At 73.0% G+C, this 20,091-nt stretch carries 23 protein-coding genes; 9 read left to right on the forward strand and 14 right to left on the reverse strand.

The window, feature by feature from the left end; all coding sequences use genetic code 11:
* Positions 1–48: 48 nt before the first annotated feature.
* On the forward strand, positions 49–918 hold the full coding sequence (locus NCI01_RS01355) for a sigma-70 family RNA polymerase sigma factor (protein WP_254179665.1): 870 nt from the start codon (positions 49–51) through the stop codon (positions 916–918).
* Positions 919–1,492: 574 nt separating this feature from the next.
* A complete protein-coding gene (locus tag NCI01_RS01360; protein WP_254179666.1) occupies positions 1,493–1,729 on the forward strand; it encodes a DUF1059 domain-containing protein in 237 nt (78 codons plus the stop codon).
* Positions 1,730–1,759: 30 nt separating this feature from the next.
* On the opposite strand, the gene NCI01_RS01365 is transcribed toward NCI01_RS01360, so the two are convergent.
* Both NCI01_RS01365 and NCI01_RS01370 read right to left on the reverse strand, forming a co-directional pair.
* Positions 1,760–2,074 (reverse strand): hypothetical protein, encoded by a 315-nt coding sequence (locus tag NCI01_RS01365; RefSeq protein ID WP_254179667.1) that lies wholly within the window; start codon positions 2,072–2,074, stop codon positions 1,760–1,762.
* A gap of 39 nt (positions 2,075–2,113) precedes the next feature.
* Complete coding sequence (locus tag NCI01_RS01370; protein ID WP_254179668.1) at positions 2,114–3,214, reverse strand: sialidase family protein; 1,101 nt, start codon at positions 3,212–3,214, stop codon at positions 2,114–2,116.
* 105 nt (positions 3,215–3,319) lie between these two features.
* Between NCI01_RS01370 and NCI01_RS01375 the strand changes: the two genes are divergently transcribed.
* Positions 3,320–3,901 (forward strand): mycothiol transferase, encoded by a 582-nt coding sequence (locus NCI01_RS01375; RefSeq protein ID WP_254179669.1) that lies wholly within the window; start codon positions 3,320–3,322, stop codon positions 3,899–3,901.
* A gap of 25 nt (positions 3,902–3,926) precedes the next feature.
* Here the strand turns inward: NCI01_RS01375 and NCI01_RS01380 are convergent, their stop codons facing one another.
* A complete protein-coding gene (locus NCI01_RS01380; protein WP_254179670.1) occupies positions 3,927–4,142 on the reverse strand; it encodes a hypothetical protein in 216 nt (71 codons plus the stop codon).
* A gap of 107 nt (positions 4,143–4,249) precedes the next feature.
* On the opposite strand from NCI01_RS01380, the gene NCI01_RS01385 reads away from it, so the two are divergent.
* Positions 4,250–4,627, forward strand: a complete 378-nt coding sequence (locus tag NCI01_RS01385) for a DUF1304 domain-containing protein (protein ID WP_254179671.1) — start codon at positions 4,250–4,252, stop codon at positions 4,625–4,627.
* On the opposite strand, the gene NCI01_RS01390 is transcribed toward NCI01_RS01385, so the two are convergent.
* The 8 genes from NCI01_RS01390 to NCI01_RS01425 all read right to left on the reverse strand — a co-directional run bounded on the left by NCI01_RS01390 (position 4,628) and on the right by NCI01_RS01425 (position 12,077).
* Complete coding sequence (locus NCI01_RS01390) at positions 4,628–5,575, reverse strand: alpha/beta fold hydrolase (protein ID WP_254179672.1); 948 nt, start codon at positions 5,573–5,575, stop codon at positions 4,628–4,630.
* Entirely contained in the window at positions 5,572–6,258 is a 687-nt protein-coding gene (locus NCI01_RS01395) for a hypothetical protein (RefSeq protein ID WP_254179673.1), read from the reverse strand. Before NCI01_RS01395 ends, NCI01_RS01390 begins: the two co-directional genes overlap by 4 nt.
* Positions 6,255–6,800, reverse strand: a complete 546-nt coding sequence (locus tag NCI01_RS01400; protein ID WP_254179674.1) for an RNA polymerase sigma factor — start codon at positions 6,798–6,800, stop codon at positions 6,255–6,257. Before NCI01_RS01400 ends, NCI01_RS01395 begins: the two co-directional genes overlap by 4 nt.
* Before the next feature lie 74 nt (positions 6,801–6,874).
* On the reverse strand, positions 6,875–8,536 hold the full coding sequence (locus NCI01_RS01405; protein WP_254179675.1) for an NAD(P)/FAD-dependent oxidoreductase: 1,662 nt from the start codon (positions 8,534–8,536) through the stop codon (positions 6,875–6,877).
* Positions 8,537–8,619: 83 nt separating this feature from the next.
* The gene (locus NCI01_RS01410) at positions 8,620–10,458 is read right to left on the reverse strand and encodes a Na+/H+ antiporter (RefSeq protein WP_254179676.1); all 1,839 of its coding nucleotides are present in this window, start codon (positions 10,456–10,458) and stop codon (positions 8,620–8,622) included.
* 114 nt (positions 10,459–10,572) lie between these two features.
* The gene (locus NCI01_RS01415; RefSeq protein WP_254179677.1) at positions 10,573–11,136 is read right to left on the reverse strand and encodes a dihydrofolate reductase family protein; all 564 of its coding nucleotides are present in this window, start codon (positions 11,134–11,136) and stop codon (positions 10,573–10,575) included.
* Between the two features lie 30 nt (positions 11,137–11,166).
* On the reverse strand, positions 11,167–11,655 hold the full coding sequence (locus NCI01_RS01420) for an SRPBCC family protein (protein WP_254179678.1): 489 nt from the start codon (positions 11,653–11,655) through the stop codon (positions 11,167–11,169).
* Positions 11,656–11,669: 14 nt separating this feature from the next.
* Positions 11,670–12,077 (reverse strand): ArsR/SmtB family transcription factor, encoded by a 408-nt coding sequence (locus NCI01_RS01425; RefSeq protein ID WP_254179679.1) that lies wholly within the window; start codon positions 12,075–12,077, stop codon positions 11,670–11,672.
* A 171-nt stretch (positions 12,078–12,248) separates the two neighbouring features.
* Between NCI01_RS01425 and NCI01_RS01430 the strand changes: the two genes are divergently transcribed.
* Entirely contained in the window at positions 12,249–13,220 is a 972-nt protein-coding gene (locus NCI01_RS01430) for a serine/threonine-protein kinase (RefSeq protein ID WP_254179680.1), read from the forward strand.
* A gap of 18 nt (positions 13,221–13,238) precedes the next feature.
* Here the strand turns inward: NCI01_RS01430 and NCI01_RS01435 are convergent, their stop codons facing one another.
* Positions 13,239–13,922 carry an alpha/beta fold hydrolase gene (locus NCI01_RS01435; RefSeq protein WP_254179681.1) on the reverse strand — a complete coding sequence of 228 codons (684 nt, stop codon included), beginning with the start codon at positions 13,920–13,922 and terminating at the stop codon, positions 13,239–13,241.
* 95 nt (positions 13,923–14,017) lie between these two features.
* On the opposite strand from NCI01_RS01435, the gene NCI01_RS01440 reads away from it, so the two are divergent.
* The gene (locus NCI01_RS01440) at positions 14,018–14,971 is read left to right on the forward strand and encodes a helix-turn-helix transcriptional regulator (protein ID WP_254179682.1); all 954 of its coding nucleotides are present in this window, start codon (positions 14,018–14,020) and stop codon (positions 14,969–14,971) included.
* Positions 14,972–15,023: 52 nt separating this feature from the next.
* Here the strand turns inward: NCI01_RS01440 and NCI01_RS01445 are convergent, their stop codons facing one another.
* Positions 15,024–15,656, reverse strand: a complete 633-nt coding sequence (locus tag NCI01_RS01445) for a hypothetical protein (protein WP_254179683.1) — start codon at positions 15,654–15,656, stop codon at positions 15,024–15,026.
* Positions 15,657–15,704: 48 nt separating this feature from the next.
* Between NCI01_RS01445 and NCI01_RS01450 the strand changes: the two genes are divergently transcribed.
* Complete coding sequence (locus tag NCI01_RS01450; protein ID WP_254179684.1) at positions 15,705–15,896, forward strand: hypothetical protein; 192 nt, start codon at positions 15,705–15,707, stop codon at positions 15,894–15,896.
* 128 nt (positions 15,897–16,024) lie between these two features.
* On the opposite strand, the gene NCI01_RS01455 is transcribed toward NCI01_RS01450, so the two are convergent.
* Positions 16,025–16,627: a LysE/ArgO family amino acid transporter gene (locus NCI01_RS01455; RefSeq protein ID WP_254179685.1), complete on the reverse strand. Its 603-nt coding sequence runs from the start codon at positions 16,625–16,627 to the stop codon at positions 16,025–16,027.
* A gap of 131 nt (positions 16,628–16,758) precedes the next feature.
* On the opposite strand from NCI01_RS01455, the gene NCI01_RS01460 reads away from it, so the two are divergent.
* Together NCI01_RS01460 and NCI01_RS01465 are read left to right on the forward strand one after the other, a co-directional pair.
* A complete protein-coding gene (locus NCI01_RS01460; RefSeq protein ID WP_254179686.1) occupies positions 16,759–17,535 on the forward strand; it encodes an ABC transporter ATP-binding protein in 777 nt (258 codons plus the stop codon).
* A 3-nt stretch (positions 17,536–17,538) separates the two neighbouring features.
* The gene (locus tag NCI01_RS01465) at positions 17,539–20,082 is read left to right on the forward strand and encodes an ABC transporter permease (protein ID WP_254179687.1); all 2,544 of its coding nucleotides are present in this window, start codon (positions 17,539–17,541) and stop codon (positions 20,080–20,082) included.
* Positions 20,083–20,091: the final 9 nt, after the last annotated feature.

Raw genomic sequence — 20,091 nt, forward strand, 5'->3', positions numbered from 1 at the left:
TGGTGCGTCGACTGGTCGAGACGACCGGCACGCGGAAGGGTGGGACCCATGGATCGGACCGAGGGCTTCGAGGACGAACGGCCCCGGTTGCTCGGCATCGCGACGCGCGTGCTGGGCGACCACGCCGAGGCCGAGGACGTGGTGCAGCAGGCCTGGCTCCGGCTCGACCGGGCCGTGAGACGCGACGGCACCGAGATCGACAACCTCGCGGCGTGGCTGACGACCGTCACCACCCGCCTCTGCCTCGACCGGCTGCGGGCCCGCACGCCCGTCCCGGTGGAGGACCCGCACCTCGAGGACGCCGCCCTCGAGCCGTGGTCCGACCCGGTGCCCGACCCGGCGGACGACGTCGCGCTGGCCGACACGGTCGGCATCGCGCTGCAGGCGGTCATCGACCGGCTGTCGCCGCGGGAACGGGTGGCCTTCGTGCTGCACGACAGCTTCGGCTTCGACTTCGCCACGATCGGCGCGGTCCTCGACACCTCACCCGTGGCGGCACGCAAGCTCACCTCCCGGGCCCGGGCGAAGGTCGCGCAGCCCGCCCCCGAGGACGCGCTGGCCGACTGGGAGGTCGTCGACGCCTTCATGGCCGCGGCCCGCGGCGGCGACTTCGAGCGGCTCCTCCAGCTCCTGGCGCCCGACGCGGTGGTCGGTGCCGACGAGGCCGCGGTGCTCGCCGGCACCCCGGCCTCCATCGAGGGCCGCGACGAGGTCGCTGCGTTCTTCAACGGCAGTGCGCAGGCGGCGATGGCCGTCTTCGTGGGCGACCGCCCGGCGTCGGCGTGGTTCCACCGGGGCTCGGCCGCCGTGGTCTTCGACTTCGAGGTCTCCGGCGGGAAGGTCCGGGCGATCACCTTCCGTGCCGAGCCGTCCGTCCTGGCCCGCGTCGTGCGCCGGGACGGGCCGACGGCGAGGTGACCCAGCCGGATCTCCGAGGTGGCGGCACATCGCACGCCGGGAGCCGGCGGATGCGCGATCTGCCGCCACCCCGCGGCGGCGTACGCGGCCGGATCTCCAAGGTGGCGGCACATCGCACGCCGGGAGCCGGCGGATGCGCGATCTGCCGCCACCCCGCGGCGGCGTACGCAGCCCGATCTCCAAGGTGGCGGCACATCGCACGCCGGGAGCCGGCGGATGCGCGGTCTGCCGCCACCCCGCGGCGGCGTAGGCAGCCGGTCGCGAAGGTGGCGGCACATCGCACGCCGGGGGCCGGCGGATGCGCGATCTGCCGCCACCCCGCGGCGGCGTACCCAGCCGGATGTCGAAGGTGGCGGCACATCGCACGCCGGGAGCCGGCGGATGCGCGATCCGCCGCCACCCCGCGGCGGCGTACGCAGCCGGATCTCCAAGGTGGCGGCACATCGCAGAAGGTGCCGCGCGGGACGTGCGATGTGCCGCCACCCTCCGGCGGGCGCGAGAGCGGTCACATCCCCGGCGGCCCGATCGTCGACCCCATGAGAGACCGTCAGTCATCCCAGCAAGGAGAAGCCCGATGAAGACCATGACCTGCCGACAGCTCGGCGGCCCGTGCGACCTCGCCCACCGCGGTGAGACCCACGACGACGTCATCAACGCGCAGGACCAGCACCTCAAGCAGGCGGAGAAGGACGGCGACGCCGCGCACCTGCCCGCCCGCAAGGAGATGAAGGGGCGCTGGCGCCACCCGAAGAGGTCGCTCGGCTGGTATCGCGACATGCAGGCCGCGTTCGCCGCGCTGCCCGAGGACTGAGGCAGCAGGCCGTACGCCGGTGACGCGCCGTCAGCGGGAGCGGCGGTCCGCCAGCAGCCACGCGGCGCCGGAGGCGGCAGCGGTGACGCCGAGGACCGACGGCCAGGTGCCGACCTTCTTCGCGAGCGGGTGCGAGACGCCCATCGCGGTCCAGTAGGCCGCCGTCAGCCCGGCGGCCAGCGTGGCACCGCCGACGGCGTACCACTGCCGCGCGGCGACGACGTTGGCGCCGAGCATCGCGGCACCGCCGAGGGGACGGATGCCCGTCTTCTGGGCGAAGGCGAAGCCGCCGACGAGGCCGCCGGCGAGCAGGGGAGCGGTGGGGACCGAGGTCAGGTCAGGCACCCTCCGACCCTAGCGAGCGGCCGGTGGTGCCAGAACGGCTCAGCCGCGCCCGACGCGGCCCTTCGAGCCCGCTGCCCAGCACACCTTCCCGGCGCAGTCGATGACGTGGTAGCCGAGCTCGCTGACCAGCCGCCACGTCGCGCCGCCGTCGGTGGTGATGCTCGAGCCGGCCGATCCGTCGTAGTCGCCGGTCGCGACGGCGTAGCGCGTGCCGCGCAGGAACGTCACGTCCTCGCCGACGTGCTCGAGGTCGGCGCCGCCGGTCCAGGTGCGGCCGTCGCGGGTGTAGGCCGTGGTGTCCTCGGTGTCGTTCGCGTCGCCGAAGTCACCTCCGACGGCGATGCCGCGACGCGGCGACGCGAAGGCCCCGGCGAACCCGCCCGCAGCCTCGCCGGCCGGGATGCCCGAGGCGGTGGCGGTCCAGGTGAGCCCGCGGTCGTCGGAGCGCAGCACGCGCGAGCGCTTGCCCCCCGTGATGAGGAACGCCGACCGGCCCGCGGTGACCAGGCAGTCGCCGCTCGCGGCGAACCCGAACTCGCCGGCCGACGGCGGCATGCCCTTGCTCGGCAGCACGGACCAGGTGCGGCCGCGGTCCTCGGTGGACAGGATGCGCAGCTTGCCGTCGACCGGGTCGCTGACGGCCAGCCCGCGCGCGCCACCGCCGTAGAACGCCATGCAGTCGTAGAACGCGTCCTCGTCGGTGTTGCGGAACGCCTCGGTCCAGCTGGCGCCGCCGTCGTTGGAGCGGTAGATGCGTGAGGCCTCGCCGGGACCGATCGCCAGGACGTGGGCGACGCGCCCGTTGACCTCGACGTCGCGGAACGACAGGTCCTCGGTGCCATCGGGACTCACGTCCACCCAGGTGTCACCGCGGTCGGTGGTCCGGTAGACGCGGGCGGAACCGCCGTCGGTGAGGCTCTCGCCCGTCACCCACGCCTCCTTGCCGCTCACCGCGGCCAGGCCGCGGAAGTTCTGGTCGGCGTCCACGACGGCCTCCCACCAGTCGCGGAAGGGGTCGGGCCCGCCGGGCTTCGCGTCGGGCCGGGCCGCGGTGCTGGTGGGGACCGCGAGGGCCAGGGCCAGTCCGGGGACCAGGACGGTGAGGAGGGCAGGGGTGAGGGAGACGCCGAGTCGTCGCATCCAGCCACGATGGCGTGCGACCCGGCCGCTGTCCAGACCCTCTTCCCGACCGGCTGGTGGTGTTGCGGCAGCCGGTCGTCCGGAACCGCGTCTACGGTCGCTCGCATGAGCACTCCCGACGACACTTGGATCCCGCCGCCGTGGGAGCCCCCCATCGACGGCACCGAGGCCGAGCACCTGCTCGGTGCCCTGACCCGGCAGCGCGCCACGCTCCGCTGGAAGGCCGACGGACTCGACGAGGCGGGCCTGCGCCACCGCCTGCCGTCGTCCGCCCTGTCCCTGGGCGGGCTCCTGCTGCACCTGGCGATGGCCGAGGACTACTACCTGACGACGAAGCTGCGCGGCGAGGAGCTCGTGGAGCCGTGGCGCTCGCTCGGCCACGACGGCACCGACGAGTGGGAGTTCACCACCGACCAGCTCAGCGCCGCCGAGACGTACGCCGTCTTCGACGAGGCCGTGGTGCGCAACACCGCCAGGCTCGAGGCGGTGCTGGCCGAGGGCGGCCTCGAGGTGGTCGCCCACGTCGACGACGGCAACGGCAACCACCCGCGCCTGCGCCGGCTGCTGCTCGACCTGCTCGAGGAGTACGCCCGGCACACCGGTCACGCCGACCTGCTGCGCGAGGCCGTCGACGGCCGCGTGGGCGAGGACCCTCCGGAGGACTGGCGGCCCGTCTGGCTCGCCTGACGCCTGCGACCGGGTGGGCCGCTGACTACTCGCTGGGCTCCGGGGTGTCGACGTCGATGTCGGCGCAGTCGACCTTCGGGTTGACGCCGGTGTAGTTGAGCGGGCCGGCGACGATGTTGAGCGCGATGTCGCTGGCCTCGGAGCAGTTCGTCTTCGTGTCGTCGAAGTAGCCGCGCTGGAAGGCGGCGAACCCGCCGATGACGAGCCAGACGACGAGCAGGATGCCGATCAGTCGTCCCACGGGACCTCCCTCGATCCGCACGGCAGGGGCGCCGTGCCCCATGGAGTGTGCTCCGACCGCCGATGGCGTGCCACCCTCGCAGGGGTAGGCGGCCCTAGGGTGCGGACATGACGTTCTTCACGGTGGGATTCTCGCTCCTGGCGGCGCTGCTCCACGTTTACATCTGGGTGCTGGAGTCCTTCCGCTGGACCCACCCCGCGACGCGGAGGACGTTCGGCACCTCGGAGTCGGAGGCGGAGGCCACCCGGGCGCTCGCCTACAACCAGGGCTTCTACAACCTGTTCCTCGCGATCATCACCCTCGTCGGCCTCGCGCTGCTGAGGTCCGAGCACTGGGTCGGCTCGGCGCTGGCGCTCGCCGGCACGGGGTCGATGCTCGCCGCTGCGGTCGTCCTCGTCACCCACGACCGGTCGATGGCGCGCGCCGCGCTCACCCAGGGCACGCTCCCGGCCCTGGCCGTGCTCTTCCTGCTGCTGTCGGTCTGATCACCGTCCGCGCAGCGCGTCCACCTCGCGCACCGCGTCCGCGATGACCTCAGGCACGACCGGCTCCATCCAGTGCGGGGCATCGACCCACCGCAGGATGCCCGGCGAGAAGCGGTCGACGTAGGCCGCCTGGGCGTCGAGGATCCGGGCGTCGTAGCGCGGTGACTCGAAGTCGTTCTGGTCGCGCGGCTCCTGCTCGGACGCGAGGTAGACGACCGGGATGTCCGGCTCTTCGCCGATGCCGTCCTGAAGCGACCGGATCAGGTCGTACTGCGAGATCCGCTCCACGGTGCAGCAGGTGTCCTCCTCGGTGAAGTGGAGGAACCGGAAGCGCTTCGGCAGCAGCGGGTCGAGCCGCAGCTCGTCGGGGAACATGCTGTCGACCAGGACCATCCCGACGACGTCGTCGGGATGGTCCTCCAGGTAGGCAGCCGCCACGAGGCCGCCGAACGACCCGGCCCAGAGGATGTACGGCGGTCGCACGCGGCCCGCGGCCAGAACCCGCTCCATGTCCCGGACCATGTCGGCCCGTGTCTGCACGGCGTCGACGGTCTCGCTGGATCCGACGTTGCGGCGGTCGTAGGCGCAGACGCGGTAGTCGTCGACCAGGAAGCTGGCCACCCCTTCTGTGTAGGCGTGGGGCACGAAGCCCGGGTCGTTGACCCAGCCGTGGATGAAGACGACCGTCACCGGACCCTCGCCCGAGCACGTCATGTAGAGGTCGTGGCCGCCGACGTCGTACATGTCGGACGTCGCCGGGGCCGAGGTCGGCGGCGCGTCCGACGCGCTCGACTCCGACGTGCTCGGGGTGGACCGGCTGGGGAGCGGCGTCGGCTCGGCGGCGGGGTCGGCCGGCTCGCCGCACGAGGCGAGCACGGCAGCGACCGCCAACCACGCGCCCGCGAGCGCCCGCGTGCGGCGGGTGCGCGGGGGCAGGTGGCGGCTCATCGTGGGATCCTCCGCACGCCCTGGTCCGGACCGTCCGGGACCAGCACCTCCAGCCCGTCGCGGGACCACGACAGCACCGGTGGTTCGCCCCCGCACCGACAGGTGCCGATGACGCCGTCGATCCGACGGCCGGAGCCGTCCGCCCCGACGGTGACGAGCGTGAGCTCCACGAGGTCGTCCGTGGCGCTGACGCGGCCACGCTCCTGGGCGACGACGATGGCCAGCTCGTCGCCGTCCGGCGCCCACGCCACGGCAGCCGGCCACGGCAGGTTGCGGTCGCCGAGCTCGTGGGCCGTCGGCGCGCTCCAGACGACGTGCTGGTCGGTGGATCCGACGGCACCGACGCGGACGACGGCCGGCTGGCCCGGGCGGAGCACCGCGACGGCGTCGGTCGTGCCGGACGCCGACCGGTCGGAGTCGATCTCCGTCTCCCCGGGGGCGACGCGCGGGGCGGTCGCCACGCGCTCGTCGCCCCGGTCGGTGCGCGCTTCCTGGTCGTGGGACCGGTAGGCCCACGTCGTGGCGGCGAGGAGGGCGACGCCGGCGACCACGGCGCCGGCACGCCGGCGCCCGCGGTTGCGCCGGGTCCGGTGGAGGTGCGCCAGCCCAGCGTCCAGGTCGACCTGCGAGGCACGCAGGAGGGCGGCGCCGGCCAGCTCACCCCTGATGTCTACCTCGGTCATCGCTCCACCTCCACCCCGAGGCGCGATGCGAGGGCCGCCCTTGCCCGCGCCAGGTGCACCTTCACCGCCCCCTCGCTGATCGACAGGGTCCGGGCGATCTCGCCGCCGCCCAAGCCGTACACGTAGCGCAGTGCTGCGCACTGCGCCTGGCGTCGCGGGAGGGTGCGCACGGCGGCCCAGAACTCCTCGGCGTCCTCGTCGAGGGTCGCCGGCGCGGGTCGGGCCGACAAGCGGGTGAGGGCCCGGACCTCCGCCATGCGGCGCCGGAACGACGAGATCGCCATGTTGGCGCAGGTTCGCCGGACCCACGCACGAGGCTGGTCGAGACCTTCGACCTCGGCCCAGCGCCGGTAAGCCGCGAGCATCGCCTCCTGGGCGATGTCGTCAGCCACGAGGGATCCGCACAGCGCACGGGCGAGCGCAACGAGGCCCGGCAGCTCCGCGCGGTAGAACTCGGCGAAACCCTCGTGTCCCACGACCACCGCCGTCCCGGGTGGAGGCCCAGCCACGTCGGGAGCAGCGACCTCGACGATCCGTCCCATGCCCTATCGTCGCGCGGCACGTCGCCGCGGATGACGCGAGCCGGACTGGTCCAGACCGCCGACGGCTAGCCCGGCTACTGCCCCAGCCAGGTGTGGACCGAGGACACGACCGACGCGCCCTCGCCCGTCGCCGAGGCGACCCGCTTCATCGAGCCGGCGCGGATGTCGCCGCCGGCGAAGATGCCGGGCACCGTCGTGGCCAGGTCCTCCGGCGGCACGCCGTCGACCCAGTGCTCGGTGGGGACGTCGCGCCCGGTGAGGACGAACCCCCGCTCGTCGCGCAGCACGTCGTCCGGCAGCCAGCCGCACTCCGGCTCGGCGCCGAGCAGCAGGAACAGCCCGCGCGCCTCGACCCGCTCGCGCGCGCCGGTGTCGACGTCCTCGACGTCGAGCCAGCCCAGGTGCCCCACGTCGTCCGGCCCGCCGTCCACGACGCGGGTGCAGCCGCGCACGGTGATGCGCGGGTTCCACTCGATCTCGTCGATGAGGTACGACGACATGGTGGCGGTGAGGTCGGGCCGGCGCACCACGACCGTGACGGAGGAGGCGAAGCGGGCGGCGTGGATCGCGGCCTGCCCGGCGGAGTTGCCGCCGCCGACCACCACGACGTGGTCGCCGGCCAGCTCGCGCGCGGCGGCCATCGCGGCGCCGTAGTAGACACCGCGGCCGACCAGCTCCTCGAGCGACTCGACCCCGAGCCGGCGGTAGTCGACGCCGGTCGCGACGAGCACCGTGCGCGTGTGCACGTCGCCGCCGTCGGTGTGCACGACGTGGTGGTCGCCGTCGGCGCACCGCGAGATGCCGGTCGCCGGCCAGCCGGTGAAGAAGCGGGTGCCGAAGCGCAGGGCCTGCCCGCGTGCGCGCTGGGCGAGCCGCATCCCGGAGATGCCGCGCGGGAAGCCGAGGTAGTTGCGGATCATCGAGCTCGTGCCGGCCTGCCCGCCGATCGCCTCGGCCTCGAGGCAGACCGTCGACAGCCCCTCGCTCGAGGCGTAGACGCTGGCGGCGAGACCGGCCGGGCCGGCGCCGACCACGACGAGGTCGACCACCTCGTCGACGTCGATCTGGTCGGGGCGGCCGTAGAGCTGGTTGGCCAGCGACCGCACGTCGGGACAGTGGCCGCACCACCCGGCGAGCGAGGACACGACCGGCCAGCGGCCCTCGTCCTCCGGGCACGTCGCCATCACCTCGCGCCCGACCTCGCTGTCGGGGTGGTGCACGCCGGCGGGCAGGCCCACGCGGGCGAGGTAGTCGAGCAGGTCGCGGGTGAGCGCGTCCTTCTCCGGGGTGATGATGCGGACGTTCTCGACCACCGGTGTCGCGACGGTGGCGTTCCACTCGTTGAGCAGCTCGCCGACGGCGAGGTGGAACTCCTCGTCGCGCGGTCCCTGCGGCATCAGCAGCAGCGCGTCGACCTTGCCGGCGGCGACGGCGTGGCGGAAGGTCTGGTTGTCCTCGCGGAACCGGCTGACGTGGGTGACGATCAGCCGCCGGGCGGTGGGCACGGCCTGCCGGGTGCCGGAGATCAGGGCGTAGAGCTTGTCGCGGTCGTGGTCGGTGTCGACGACGAAGAGCGCGACCGGGTGGCCGGACGTCACCAGCTCCTTGGCCGTCGTCTTGGCGGTGGCCACGTCGGTGGCCATGCGGACGTCGTACTCGCGCTCGTAGCGGGCGAACGCCTCGCCCAGCTCGGCCGCGTGGTGAGTGGAGGCGATGACGATCGCGGGCGCTCCCATGGCCCCAGCCTAGTCACCGATATCTGAGGACGTCGTGGACGGAGATCGGGCCTGAGCACGTCCAGGACGTCCTCAGATATCGGTCAGCCGGTGAGGTTGTGCACGTAGCACCAGCGCCAGGACTCGTCCGGCTCGGCGGACTCCACGACGGGGTGCAGGGAGTCGTGGAAGTGGGCGGTGGCGTGCTTGCCGACGGACGAGTCGCAGCAGGCCACGTTGCCGCAGGTCAGGCACTGCCGCAGCGACACCCACCGGGTGCCGTCGGCCAGGCACCTGGCGCAGGCCGGGTCGGCGACCGTGTCGACCGCGGGGTGCTCGTCGAGGTCGTCGCAGGTGCGGCCGCCGGTGAACGAGAGGCTCCCGCTGCGGACGCCGGCGCGCGCCTCGGAGCCCGCGTCGAGCATCGACTCCTCGATGTCGAGCATGCCGAGGACCTGGCTCACCACCTCGGACGGCACCTTGCCCTTGCCGCGGACGAGCAGCACCTTGGCCCGTTCGGCCTCGATCATCTCGCCGCGGATCCGGGCGTAGAGCTCCGACGGGGTCTCCTCGCCCTCCGTGGTGGCGAGCTGCTCCCACGCGGCGAAGGTGCGCTGGTCTACCCGGGCGCGGACCTGGTCGGCGACGCCGTGGTGGTCGTCGTAGTCGAGCTCGTCGAGCCGGGCGAAGCCGGCGTCGGCCGCCTGCTGGAGCAGACCGGCGCGGGCGAGGGCGTCCTCGGCCGGGTCGGGCGCGGGTACGCCCAGCACGCGGGTCAGCATCGGCAGCGTGAGCCCCTGCACCAGCAGCGTGCCCGCCACGACGGTGAACGCGACGAGGAGCAGCACCTCGCGGTGCGGCGCGTCCTCCGGGATGACGAAGGCGGCGGCCAGGGTGACCACGCCGCGCATGCCGGCCCAGCCGATGAGGAAGCTCCAGCTGGCCGGGATCGGGTCGCGGCGCCGGAGGAATCCGGTCGCCAGCATGTAGACGAGCCGGACGACCACGACGGTCAGCAGGGTCGCCAGGCAGACGAGCGCGATGCGGGTGCTGGGCAGGCTCGACTCGCTGACGTCCTCGAGGATCCAGTCGAGCTGGAGGCCGATGAGGAGGAAGACGGTGTTCTCCAGCACGAACGCGACGGTGCGCCAGGTGATCCGCTCGGTGATGCGCGACTGCGCGGTCTGGATGATCGGCGCCTTGTGGCCCAGGAGCAGGCCCGCCACGACGACCGAGATGACGCCCGACGCGTGGATCTCCTCCGCCGCCACGAACGCCGCGAACGGCGTGAGGAACGAGATCGCGGTGTCCAGCAGGGGGTCGGTGATCCGCTTGCGCAGCCGGGCCACGAGGAGGAAGACCAGGACGCCGATCAGGATGCCGCCGCCGGCCGCGAGGACGAAGTCGCCGCCCACCGCGAGCAGCGTCACGCCGCCCGACAGTGCGGCGATCGCGGTGCGGAGGGTGACGAGCGCGGTCGCGTCGTTGAGCAGCGACTCGCCCTCGAGGATCGTCACCACCCGCCGCGGCAGCCCGATGCGCCGGGCGACGGCCGTGGCGGCGACGGCGTCGGGCGGGGCGACGACCGCGCCGATCGCGATGGCCCCCGCCCAGCCGAGGTCCGGCACCAGCCACTCCACGACCACCGCCACCGCGAAGGCGGTGACGACGACGAGCAGCACCGAGAGCCGGAGGATGGTGCCGCGGTTGGCGTTGAAGTCGACGAGCGAGGTCTGGATCGCAGCTGCGTAGAGGAGCGGCGGCAGGAGCCCCAGCAGCACCACCTCGGACTCGAGGTGGATCGTCGGCACCCCGGGGACGTACGCCGCTGCGGCGCCGACGACGACCAGCAGGAGCGGCGCCGGGACGTGCAGGCGTTCGCTGACAGCGGTGGCGGCGAGGACGACGGCCGCCATCGAGACGAGCAGCAGGGCGAGGTCCACCGGGTGATTCTGGCAGACCGCGCGCCCGGGCAACGGGTCGAAAAGTGCGCTCCCGCCCCACCGGTGGGGGCGGGAGCGCTGGTGACGGCCCGTCACCCGCGGATCACCCGCGGATCAGTGCACGACGTCGTAGCGCTGGAGGGTGATTCCGTTGGAGTAGGCGGCGTGCTCGATCAGCTCGAGCTTGGTCTTGTCGCCCTCGCCGAAGAGGCGCTTGCCGGTGCCGAGGAGGAGCGGGTAGACCAGCAGGTGGTAGCGGTCGACGAGGCCGGCGCCCGCCAGGCCCTGCGCGAGGCGCGCGCTGCCGTGGACGTGGATCTCGCCGCCCTCGGTCTCCTTCAGGGCAGCCACGTCGTCGAGCGACCGCAGGACGTCGACCGTGCCCTCGCCCCAGGGGGCGGTGTCGCCGGCCAGCGTGGTCGAGACGACGTACTTGGGCATCGCGTTGTAGGTGGCGAACTCCTCCATCGACGGCCACACCGGCGCGAACTCGTCGTACGACTGGCGGCCGAGCAGCAGCGCGGTGGCGTCGGCCATCTCGCGGCCCTTGATGTCGTAGGCCTCCTCGACGAAGTCGACCTCCTTGAAGGTCCAGCCGGCGTGCGGGTGGTCGCCGCCGCCGGGGGAGTCGATGATGCCGTCGGCGGTGATGAACTCGGTGACGACGATGGGGCGCATGTCTGGTCTTCCTTCCGTGGGGACTGCTGCTCAGGAGGCGAGCAGGTCGTCGATCTGGTTGATGGCCTGCGCCGAGCCCTCGACGACACCCATGTCGAGCACCTTCTGCAGGTCCTCGGCGGTGGCGTAGGTGCCCACGAAGGTCGCCCGGGTGCCGCCGTCGGTCGGCGCGAAGGTGTAGCTGTTGAGCGCCTCGGGCATCTCGGGGTTGGGGGCGAAGGTCTCGTCGAGGGCGAAGCCGTCCTTGAAGTCGAAGCCGCTGGGCTCCCGGACCTCGAGGACCGTCCAGTAGGAGTAGTACTTCTCGCCCTCGGGGCTGGTCATGTAATAGGTCATCCGCCCGCCGGGGACGAGGTCGTGGTCGACGAACTTGGCGGGGTAGCCGGGAGGTCCCCAGACCCGCTCGAGCTGGCGCGGGTCGGCGTAGACCCCCCACACCCGCTCGACGGGTGCCGCGAAGTCGGCGGTGATGGTCAGGGTGCGGGCGTCGATGTCGTGCTCGACGTCGGTGACAGGCATGGGTTCGGTCCGTTCTATCCGTGGGTGCGGGGTGGGTCGACCTGGGTCTTCTGCTGGGTCGTCTGCTGGGTCTTCTGCGGGGGCAGCGCCTGCTCGCGGGCCTGCTCGGCGAACAGCTCGTCCATCCGGGAGATGCGCCCGCGCCAGAGGGCCTCGAGCTCGGTGAGCATCGCGCCGACCGACCGCACGGCCTCCACGTCGCCGCTGGCCAGGGCCTCGCGGCCCTGCCGCCGCTTGGTCAGCAGGCCCGCGCGCTCCAGCACGGCGACGTGCTTCTGGACGGCGGCGAAGCTCATGTCATAGCTGCGCGCCAGCGCCGAGACGGAGTGCTCGCCAGCCAGCACGCGCCGCAGGATGTCGCGGCGGGTCCGGTCGGAGAGCGCGTGGAACCAGGCGTCCGCCCGGTCCTCGTCGTCGGTCATGGGAATAACGTACAACCAACCGGTTGTACGTTGTCAAGGGTTTCACCCGGGTGGGTGTGCGTCGAGCGGGTGGAAGGCGGAAATGAGTGAAAGTCGGAGTAATCTCGGCGGCTGGTGCGCTGTCGCGTACCTGATCCGAGAGAAGTGGGGCAACGCCCGGTGCAGAGGCTCGTGGAAGGACTCCGTCTCGGGGACCGCTACGTCCTGCAGGAGCGCATCGCCTCCGGCGGCATGGCGGACGTGTGGCGCGGCGTGGACGACGTGCTCAAGCGCGACGTCGCGGTCAAGGTCATGCGGCCCGACCCGGACAACGAGGAGATCTTCGCCGAGCGCTTCCGCGACGAGGCCCTCCACTCCGCGGCCCTGCTGCACGCCAACATCACGACCGTCTTCGACTACGGCGAGGACGACCACCTCACCTACCTCGTGATGGAGCTCGTCCAGGGCCTGCCGCTGTCGGCGATCATCCGCGAGCAGGGCGCGATGCAGCCCGAGGTGGTGCGGTCGATCCTCGGCCAGGCCGCGCTCGCGCTCGGCACCGCCCACGAGGCCGGCGTCGTCCACCGCGACGTGAAGCCGGCCAACATCCTCGTCCGCGAGGACGGGCTGGTGAAGCTCACCGACTTCGGCATCGCCCGCGCGATCGACGCCATCGGCCACACGCGCGTCGGCGAGATGCTCGGCACGCCCAACTACATCAGCCCCGAGCAGGCGATCGGCCAGCAGGCCACCGGCGCCAGCGACCTCTACGCCCTCGGCGTGGTGGCCCACGAGATGCTCACCGGCCAGCGGCCCTTCGACCGCGGCACCCCGATCGCGACCGCGATGTGCCACGTCAACGAGCCCCCGCCCCCGCTGGGCGACGACGTACCGGAGGACCTGCGCGACGTCGTGGCGTCGCTGCTGGAGAAGGACCCCGAGGCGCGACCCGACAACGCGGTCACCGTCGCGGTGCTGCTGGGCGTGGCCCCCGAGCTCGCCGACGTCGACGTCGACCTCGCCGCCGGCGTGCCCAGCGGCTACGTCGTCCTCCCGGTCACGCCGCTGACCCCGTCGACGCCGCTCGAGACCGTCCAGCCCGCCGACCGCGCACCCGTCGACATCCCGACGATGGCGGCCGGGCCCGAGGAGCTCCTGGACTGACGCGCCGGCGACCTGCCCTCAGCGCCGGGTCGCCGCGTCGATCAGCCCGGCGAGCGCGGCCGGCTGGGTGAACATCGGCCAGTGCCCGGACTCGAGGTCGACGAGCTCGAGCGCCGTCGCGTCCGCCAGCTCGGGCACGTCGCCGGACGCGATCCACTCCTTCGCCTGCTCGGGCGTGAACTCCGGGCACACGAGCGTCAGCGGCACCCCGTGCCGGCGCTCGTCGGTCCACTGGACGGTCCCCTTCGTGACGCCCACGGGCACCGGGTGCGTCGCCGCGGCCACCTCCGCCTTCAGCTCGGGCGACATGTCGTCGGAGTCCGGGCCGGCGAAGGGCTCCCAGCCGGGGAACGGCACGGCGTCGCCGTCGGTGTCGAAGAAGTCGGCGTAGGCGTTGCCGCCGGTGGTGGGGAACCCGCCGATCAGGACGACGCCGGTCACCGCGTCGGGGCGCCGGTCGGCCGCCACCCACGCCAGCGTCGACGCGGCGGAGTGCCCGACGACGAGCGGCGAGCCCTCGGCAGCATCGACGGCGGCGAGGACCGCGCCGGCCTGATCGTCGTACGTCGCCGAGGTGGCGCCGTCGCCCTGCCCGGGCAGCGTCACCGGGATGCCGCGGTGGCCGAGCCGCTCGAGCTCCGGCTGCACGTCGTCCCAGGCCGAGCCGTCGAGCCAGAGTCCGGCGATGAGCACGATGTCCATTGATCTCTCCTTGTGTCGGTTCGTCGACCCTCGGCGCCCACGGTAGGGACGATTCCGGACGCTCCACGACCGGTTCTGGTGCCACGATGCTCTCCATGAGCGAGATCAGTCCGACCGCGCGGGCGCTGCGGGCGCTGGACGTCCTGCAGGCCCGGCCCGGGGTCACCGCCGCCGAGCTGGCCGAGCGGCTCGGCGTGACCGAGCGCGCTGCCCGGCGCTACGTGGCGATCCTGCGCGAGGCCGACATCCCGGTGGAGTCCACGCGCGGCCCCTACGGCGGCTACACCCTGGGGCGCGGCCTCCGGCTGCCGCCGCTGGTGTTCTCCGCGACCGAGGCGCTGGGCCTGGTGATGGCCGCCCTCGACTCCCACCACGCGGTCGCCGACCCCGACGACCCGGTGGGCTCGGCGCTCGGCAAGATCCTGCGGGTGCTGCCGACCAACGTCGCGCGGCAGGCGGCGCTGGTCCGCGAGACCGCGCGCACCGTGCCGGAGCGCTCGTCGGTGCGACCCGACCCGGAGGTCGCGAGCGGGCTCGTCGCGGCGGTGGCGGCGCAGCAGCAGGTGCGCATCGGCTACCGCACCGCGGCCGGCAACGCCCGCACCTTCGAGGTCGACCCGTGGTCGGTGGTGGTGCGCTACGGCCGGTGGTACCTGCTGTGCCACTCCCACCACGCCGACGCCCTGCGCACCTTCCGCATCGACCGGATCACCGAGGTCGAGCGGCTCGAGGGGACCTTCGAGGTGCCGGCCGACCTCGACCCCGCCGCCGAGCTCGAGGCCAACCTCGGCAAGGGCTGGGAGCACGACACCCACGTCGTCTTCGACGCCCCCGTCGCCGAGGTGCGGCCGTGGGTCCGCCCGACGCTGGGCGACCTGCGCGAGCTGCCCGACGGCCGGTGCGAGCTGGTGGGCAGCACCAGCAACCCCGAGGCGTACGCCGGTGAGTGGCTCGCCCACGTCCCGCTCCCGTTCACGGTGGTGGGCGGTCCCGAGCTCCGGGCCGCGGTCGCGGTGGTGGCCGAGCGGCTCGCGCGCGCGATCGGATGAGTCGAGTGCGCGGCCCCGTGGCGACTGCTACCGCGTGCGCACTCGACCCCGGTCAGCGGCTGATCGCGACCTCCGTGCCGAGGGACCAGCCGGTCGAGATCGGCAGGTAGTCGCCGCTCCAGAACTTGCCCGGGTCGTACCAGGTGGCGCGCCGGTCGTCGCGGAGGATGCCCATCTCGATGTAGCAGGTGGCCACGATCTCGGCGCAGAACGCCGCCTCCGGCGTGACCCGCTGGCCGCGCTTGCGCCGGGGGACGTACGCGTCGCGCCCCCGCAGCCAGCGCGCACCGAGCCGGGTGAGGCTGGGGAAGGAGACCCCGTCGAGGCGCGCGATCGAGCGCAGCATGCCGTCCTCCTCGTCGCGACCGATCTCCGGGCTGAGCTGGCGCACCCAGGCGTCCTGGTCGTACTCCGTCTGCCAGCGGGCGACGGCCTCGCGCAGGTCGTGGAGCTGGACACCGCGGTGGTGGGCGCCGGTCCACACGTCGAGCTGCTTCTTGCCGAGCTCGGCGTGGAAGATCAGCGGGGGCAGGTCGTCGACGACCACCGCCATCCCGACGTGGTTGACCGGCGAGTTGGTGACGGCGCGGATCGCACGGTCCGGCGCCCGGCGTCCGCGGAACAGCCAGATGTCGCCGCTGCGCGTCAGGTCCACCGCCTGGTCGAGGGTGAGGGCCGAGGTCATGCGCGCAGTCTGCACGATCCGCCCACGCGCCCGGCTAGGCTCGTCGGCATGCGCGTGTGGAAGTGGATCGGCCTGGCCGGGATCCTGGCCGGCGTCGCCACCGGGGCTGCCGTGGCCCGCGACGAGCGGGTGCGCCGCCACTACGAGCCGGCCGAGGTCCGCGAGCGGCTGCACGCCCGGCACGACGAGGCCGTCGCTCGCGAGGCGGCGGAGATGACCCGCGCGCCCCAGGACTCCTGACGCCGGACCCGCCCACCCCGGCCGCCGCGCGGGGTAGTCCACCGGGAAACGGTTGCTCGTAGGCCCCCGCGACGACCGTTTCCCGGTGGACTACCCCCCCGGGGGCGGCGGGCCCAGGCGTACGCCGCTCACGCGCCGAGGGCGAGCCGGAGCGCGATCGCCAGCATCACCAGCCCGACGGCCACGTCGAGCACCTGCCACGCGCGGGGGCTCGCCAGGCGCGGCGCGGCCAGCCGGGCGCCGTACCCCAGACCGGCGAACCACGCGATGCTCGCGACGCACGCACCGAGCGCGAACCACCAGCGGCCCGGGGTGCCGTGGGTGCCCGCGACCGATCCGAGCAGGAGGACGGTGTCGAGGTAGACGTGCGGGTTGAGCCAGGTCAGGGCGACGGCCCGCGCGACCACGCCGCCGCGCGCCTCGACCGCTCCGTCCCCGGCGTCCAGCGCCTGCGGGTGCCGGGCGCGTCGCAGCGACATCAGGCCGTAGACGGTCAGGAACGCCACGCCGAGCCAGCGGACCACCTCGACCGCCCACGGTGCCCGGTCGACGAGGACGCCGATGCCGGCGACGCCCGCCAGGATCAGCACGACGTCGGACAGCGCGCAGATCGCGACCACCAGCCCGACGTGGCTGCGGCGCAGGCCGTGCCGGAGCACGAAGGCGTTCTGGGCGCCGATGGCGACGATGAGGGACAGCCCGGTCAGCAGGCCGGCGACGAGGTCTCCCACCCGGGTCAATCTAGGGGGCGATCCGGGGTGGCAAGGGTCGGACGACCCCGAGCGACCCCTGACGGATGTCAGGGTCGGGCTCGGGTCTTATCCCATGGCCGGGTGTCGTGGGCCCCTGCCAGACTTGCGCCATGACTGAGCAGCCCACGGGAGGGGCGCCGGACGGCGTCGCGGCGAGTGCACACGACCTGGTGAAGGTCTACGGGACCGAGGAGGCCGAGGTCCGGGCCCTGGACGGGGTGACCGTCGACCTGATGAAGGGCGAGTTCACCGCCATCATGGGCCCGTCGGGGTCCGGCAAGTCCACGCTGATGCACTGCCTGGCGGCGCTGGACACGCCCACGTCGGGGGAGGCGGTCGTCGACGGCACCTCGCTCGGCCGGCTGAAGGACAAGGCGCTGACCAACCTGCGCCGCGACCGCATCGGCTTCGTCTTCCAGGCCTTCAACCTGGTCCCGACCCTCACGGCGAAGGAGAACATCCTGCTGCCGCTCGACCTGGCGGGGAAGAAGCCCGACCCGGCGTGGTTCGACGCGGTCATCGACGCCATCGGCCTGCGTCCCCGCCTGGGCCACCGGCCCAGCGAGATGTCGGGCGGCCAGCAGCAGCGCGTGGCCTGCGCCCGCGCACTCGTGAGCCGGCCCTCGATCGTCTTCGCCGACGAGCCCACAGGCAACCTCGACTCCACCAGCTCGGCCGAGGTGCTCGGCTTCCTGCGCCGCAGCGTCGACGACTTCGGCCAGACCGTCGTCATGGTGACGCACGACCCCGTCGCGGCGTCCTACAGCGACCGGGTCCTCTTCCTCGCCGACGGCAAGGTCGTCGACGAGCTGCGCGAGCCCCACCGCGACGCGATCCTCGAGCGGATGGGCGCCCTGTCCGACGCCGCCACGAGCAAGGCGGGCTGAGCGGTGCTCCGACTGACCCTGCGCAACCTGGTGGCGCGCAAGGTCCGCCTGGTGATGAGCACCCTGGCGATCGTGCTCGGCATCGGCTTCCTCGCCGGCGTCCTCACCTTCAGCCACGGGCTCGGCGCGACCTTCGACAACATCATCGAGGGCTCCACCTCCGACGCCCTCGTCCGCACCGAGGGCGAGGTCTCCTTCCAGGCCTCCGGCGCCGGCACCACCAAGCTCGTCGAGCCGCAGGTCATCGAGCGGCTGCGCGAGCTGCCCGAGGTGGAGGCCGCCGACGGCTCGGTCGACGGCGTCGGCGCCTACCTGCTCGGCGAGGACGGCAAGCTGGTCGGCGGCACCGGCGCCCCGACGCTGGTGTTCAACTACTACGACAGCGTCAACGTCGCCGGCGACCCGATCCTGATCCTCGAGTCGGGCCAGTGGCCCGACCAGCCCGGCGAGATCAACCTCGACGAGTCCTCCGCCGAGCGCGGCGGCTACGAGATCGGCGACGAGGTCACCCTCCTCCTCCCGGTCGGCGAGCTGCGCAAGACGTTCGAGCTCGTCGGCACGTCCAACTTCAACGGCGGCGGCACCGCCGGCGCCACGCTCGCGCTCCTCGAGACCAGCGAGGCGCAGGCCGTCTTCCTCGGCGGCCAGGACGCCTACACGACCGTGGCCCTGACCGCGGCCGACGGCGTCAGCCAGACCGAGCTCGCCGACGCGGCCAAGACCGTGCTGCCCGACGGCTTCACCGCCGTCACGGGGCAGAAGGTGATCGACGAGTCCGACGAGCAGATCGGCCAGTTCCTCGACGTCATCGGCTACTTCCTGATCGCCTTCGCGGTGATCGCGATCGTCGTCGGCGCCTTCATCATCTTCAACACCTTCTCGATCCTGGTCTCCCAGCGGGTCCGCGAGTCGGCGCTGCTGCGCGCCCTCGGCGCCAGCCGCCGCCAGGTCACCTGGTCGGTGCTGGTCGAGGCGTTCTTCATGGCGCTGCTCGGCTCGACGCTCGGCCTGCTGCTCGGCCTCGGCCTCTCCCGCGGGCTCGCCGCGGTCTTCCGGGCCCAGGGCCTCGACATCGCCGGCGAGGTGCTGGTGCTGACACCGACGACGGTGATCGCGGCCTACGTGGTCGGCATCGGCATCACCATGATCGCCGCCTTCGTCCCCGCACGCCGCGCGGCCAAGGTGGCGCCGGTGGCGGCGCTGCGCGACGACCTGACCGTGCAGGAGAAGGCCCTCGGCCGGCGCCGCATCCTCCTGGGCACCATCGCCCTGCTCGTCGGCGCCGCGCTCATGGGCGCCGGCCTGATCGGCGCCCCGGGGGCCGACGCCGCGTGGATCGGCGCGGGCGCGGTGATCTGGGTGATCACCGTGGCGGTGATGGCGCCGGTGCTCGGCCACCCGGTGCTCGTCGCCTGCCGCGCTGCCTTCGACAAGGTCTTCGGCACGACCGGCAAGCTCGCCGGCGAGAACGCCCTGCGCAACCCACGGCGTACGGGCGCGACCGCGTCGGCGCTGATGATCGGGCTCGCCGTGGTGTCGGCCGTCGGCGTGCTCGCCGCGTCGCTGAGCGCCACCAACGACGCCCTCGTCGACCGCGAGTTCCGCAGCGACTTCCTCGTCCAGTCGCCGAGCTTCCAGGGTTTCCCGACCAAGATCGGCGACGAGATGGAGCAGGTCGACGGCGTCGGCACCATCTCCCGCATGCAGGGCTCCGTCGCGCTGGTGAAGGAGGACCAGGACTTCGTGATGGGCGTGGACCGGGCCTTCGCCCGGATCTACGAGCTCGACATGGTCCGCGGCACCCAGGACATCAGCGGCGACCAGGCGATCCTCAGCGAGTCGAAGGCCGGCGACCTCGACGCCGACGTCGGCACCCAGGTCCCGGTCGCGTTCCCGGGCGGTCAGACCGTCGACCTCGAGGTCGTCGGCATCTTCGAGGACACGCCCATCACCGGTGGCGTCACGATGCCGATCAGCGTCCTCGAGGACGCGGGCCTGCGCCGCAACGACTCGACGCTCAGCATCAACGTCGCCGAGGGGGCCGACGTCGGTGAGGTGCAGGCTGCGCTCGACAAGGTCGTCGAGGACATCCCGGTCGTGACGGTGCAGGACAAGGAGGGCTTCTCCGAGCTCATCAAGGGGCAGGTCAACCAGCTGCTGTTCATGATCTACGGCCTGCTCGCGCTCGCGGTGATCATCGCCGTGATCGGCATCGTCAACACCCTCGGGCTGAGCGTCATCGAGCGCACCCGCGAGGTGGGCCTGCTCCGCGCGGTCGGCCTGTCGCGGCGGCGGCTGCGGCTGATGATCACGCTCGAGTCGATCACCATCGCGGTCCTCGGCGCCGTCCTCGGCCTGGTGGTCGGGCTGCTGATCGGCGTCGCCCTGCGCCAGTCGCTGTCGGACGACCTCACCGAGCTCGCCCTGCCGCTCAGCTCGCTCGTGGTCTTCCTGGTCATCGCCGTCGTCTTCGGGGTGCTCGCCGCGATCGTCCCGGCCGTCCGCGCCTCGCGGATGAAGGTGCTTGACGCCATCGCGACGGAGTAGCCCGCCGGG

The organism is Nocardioides pinisoli (genome assembly GCF_024199985.1).
GTDB classification, from domain to species: Bacteria; Actinomycetota; Actinomycetes; order Propionibacteriales; family Nocardioidaceae; genus Nocardioides; species Nocardioides pinisoli.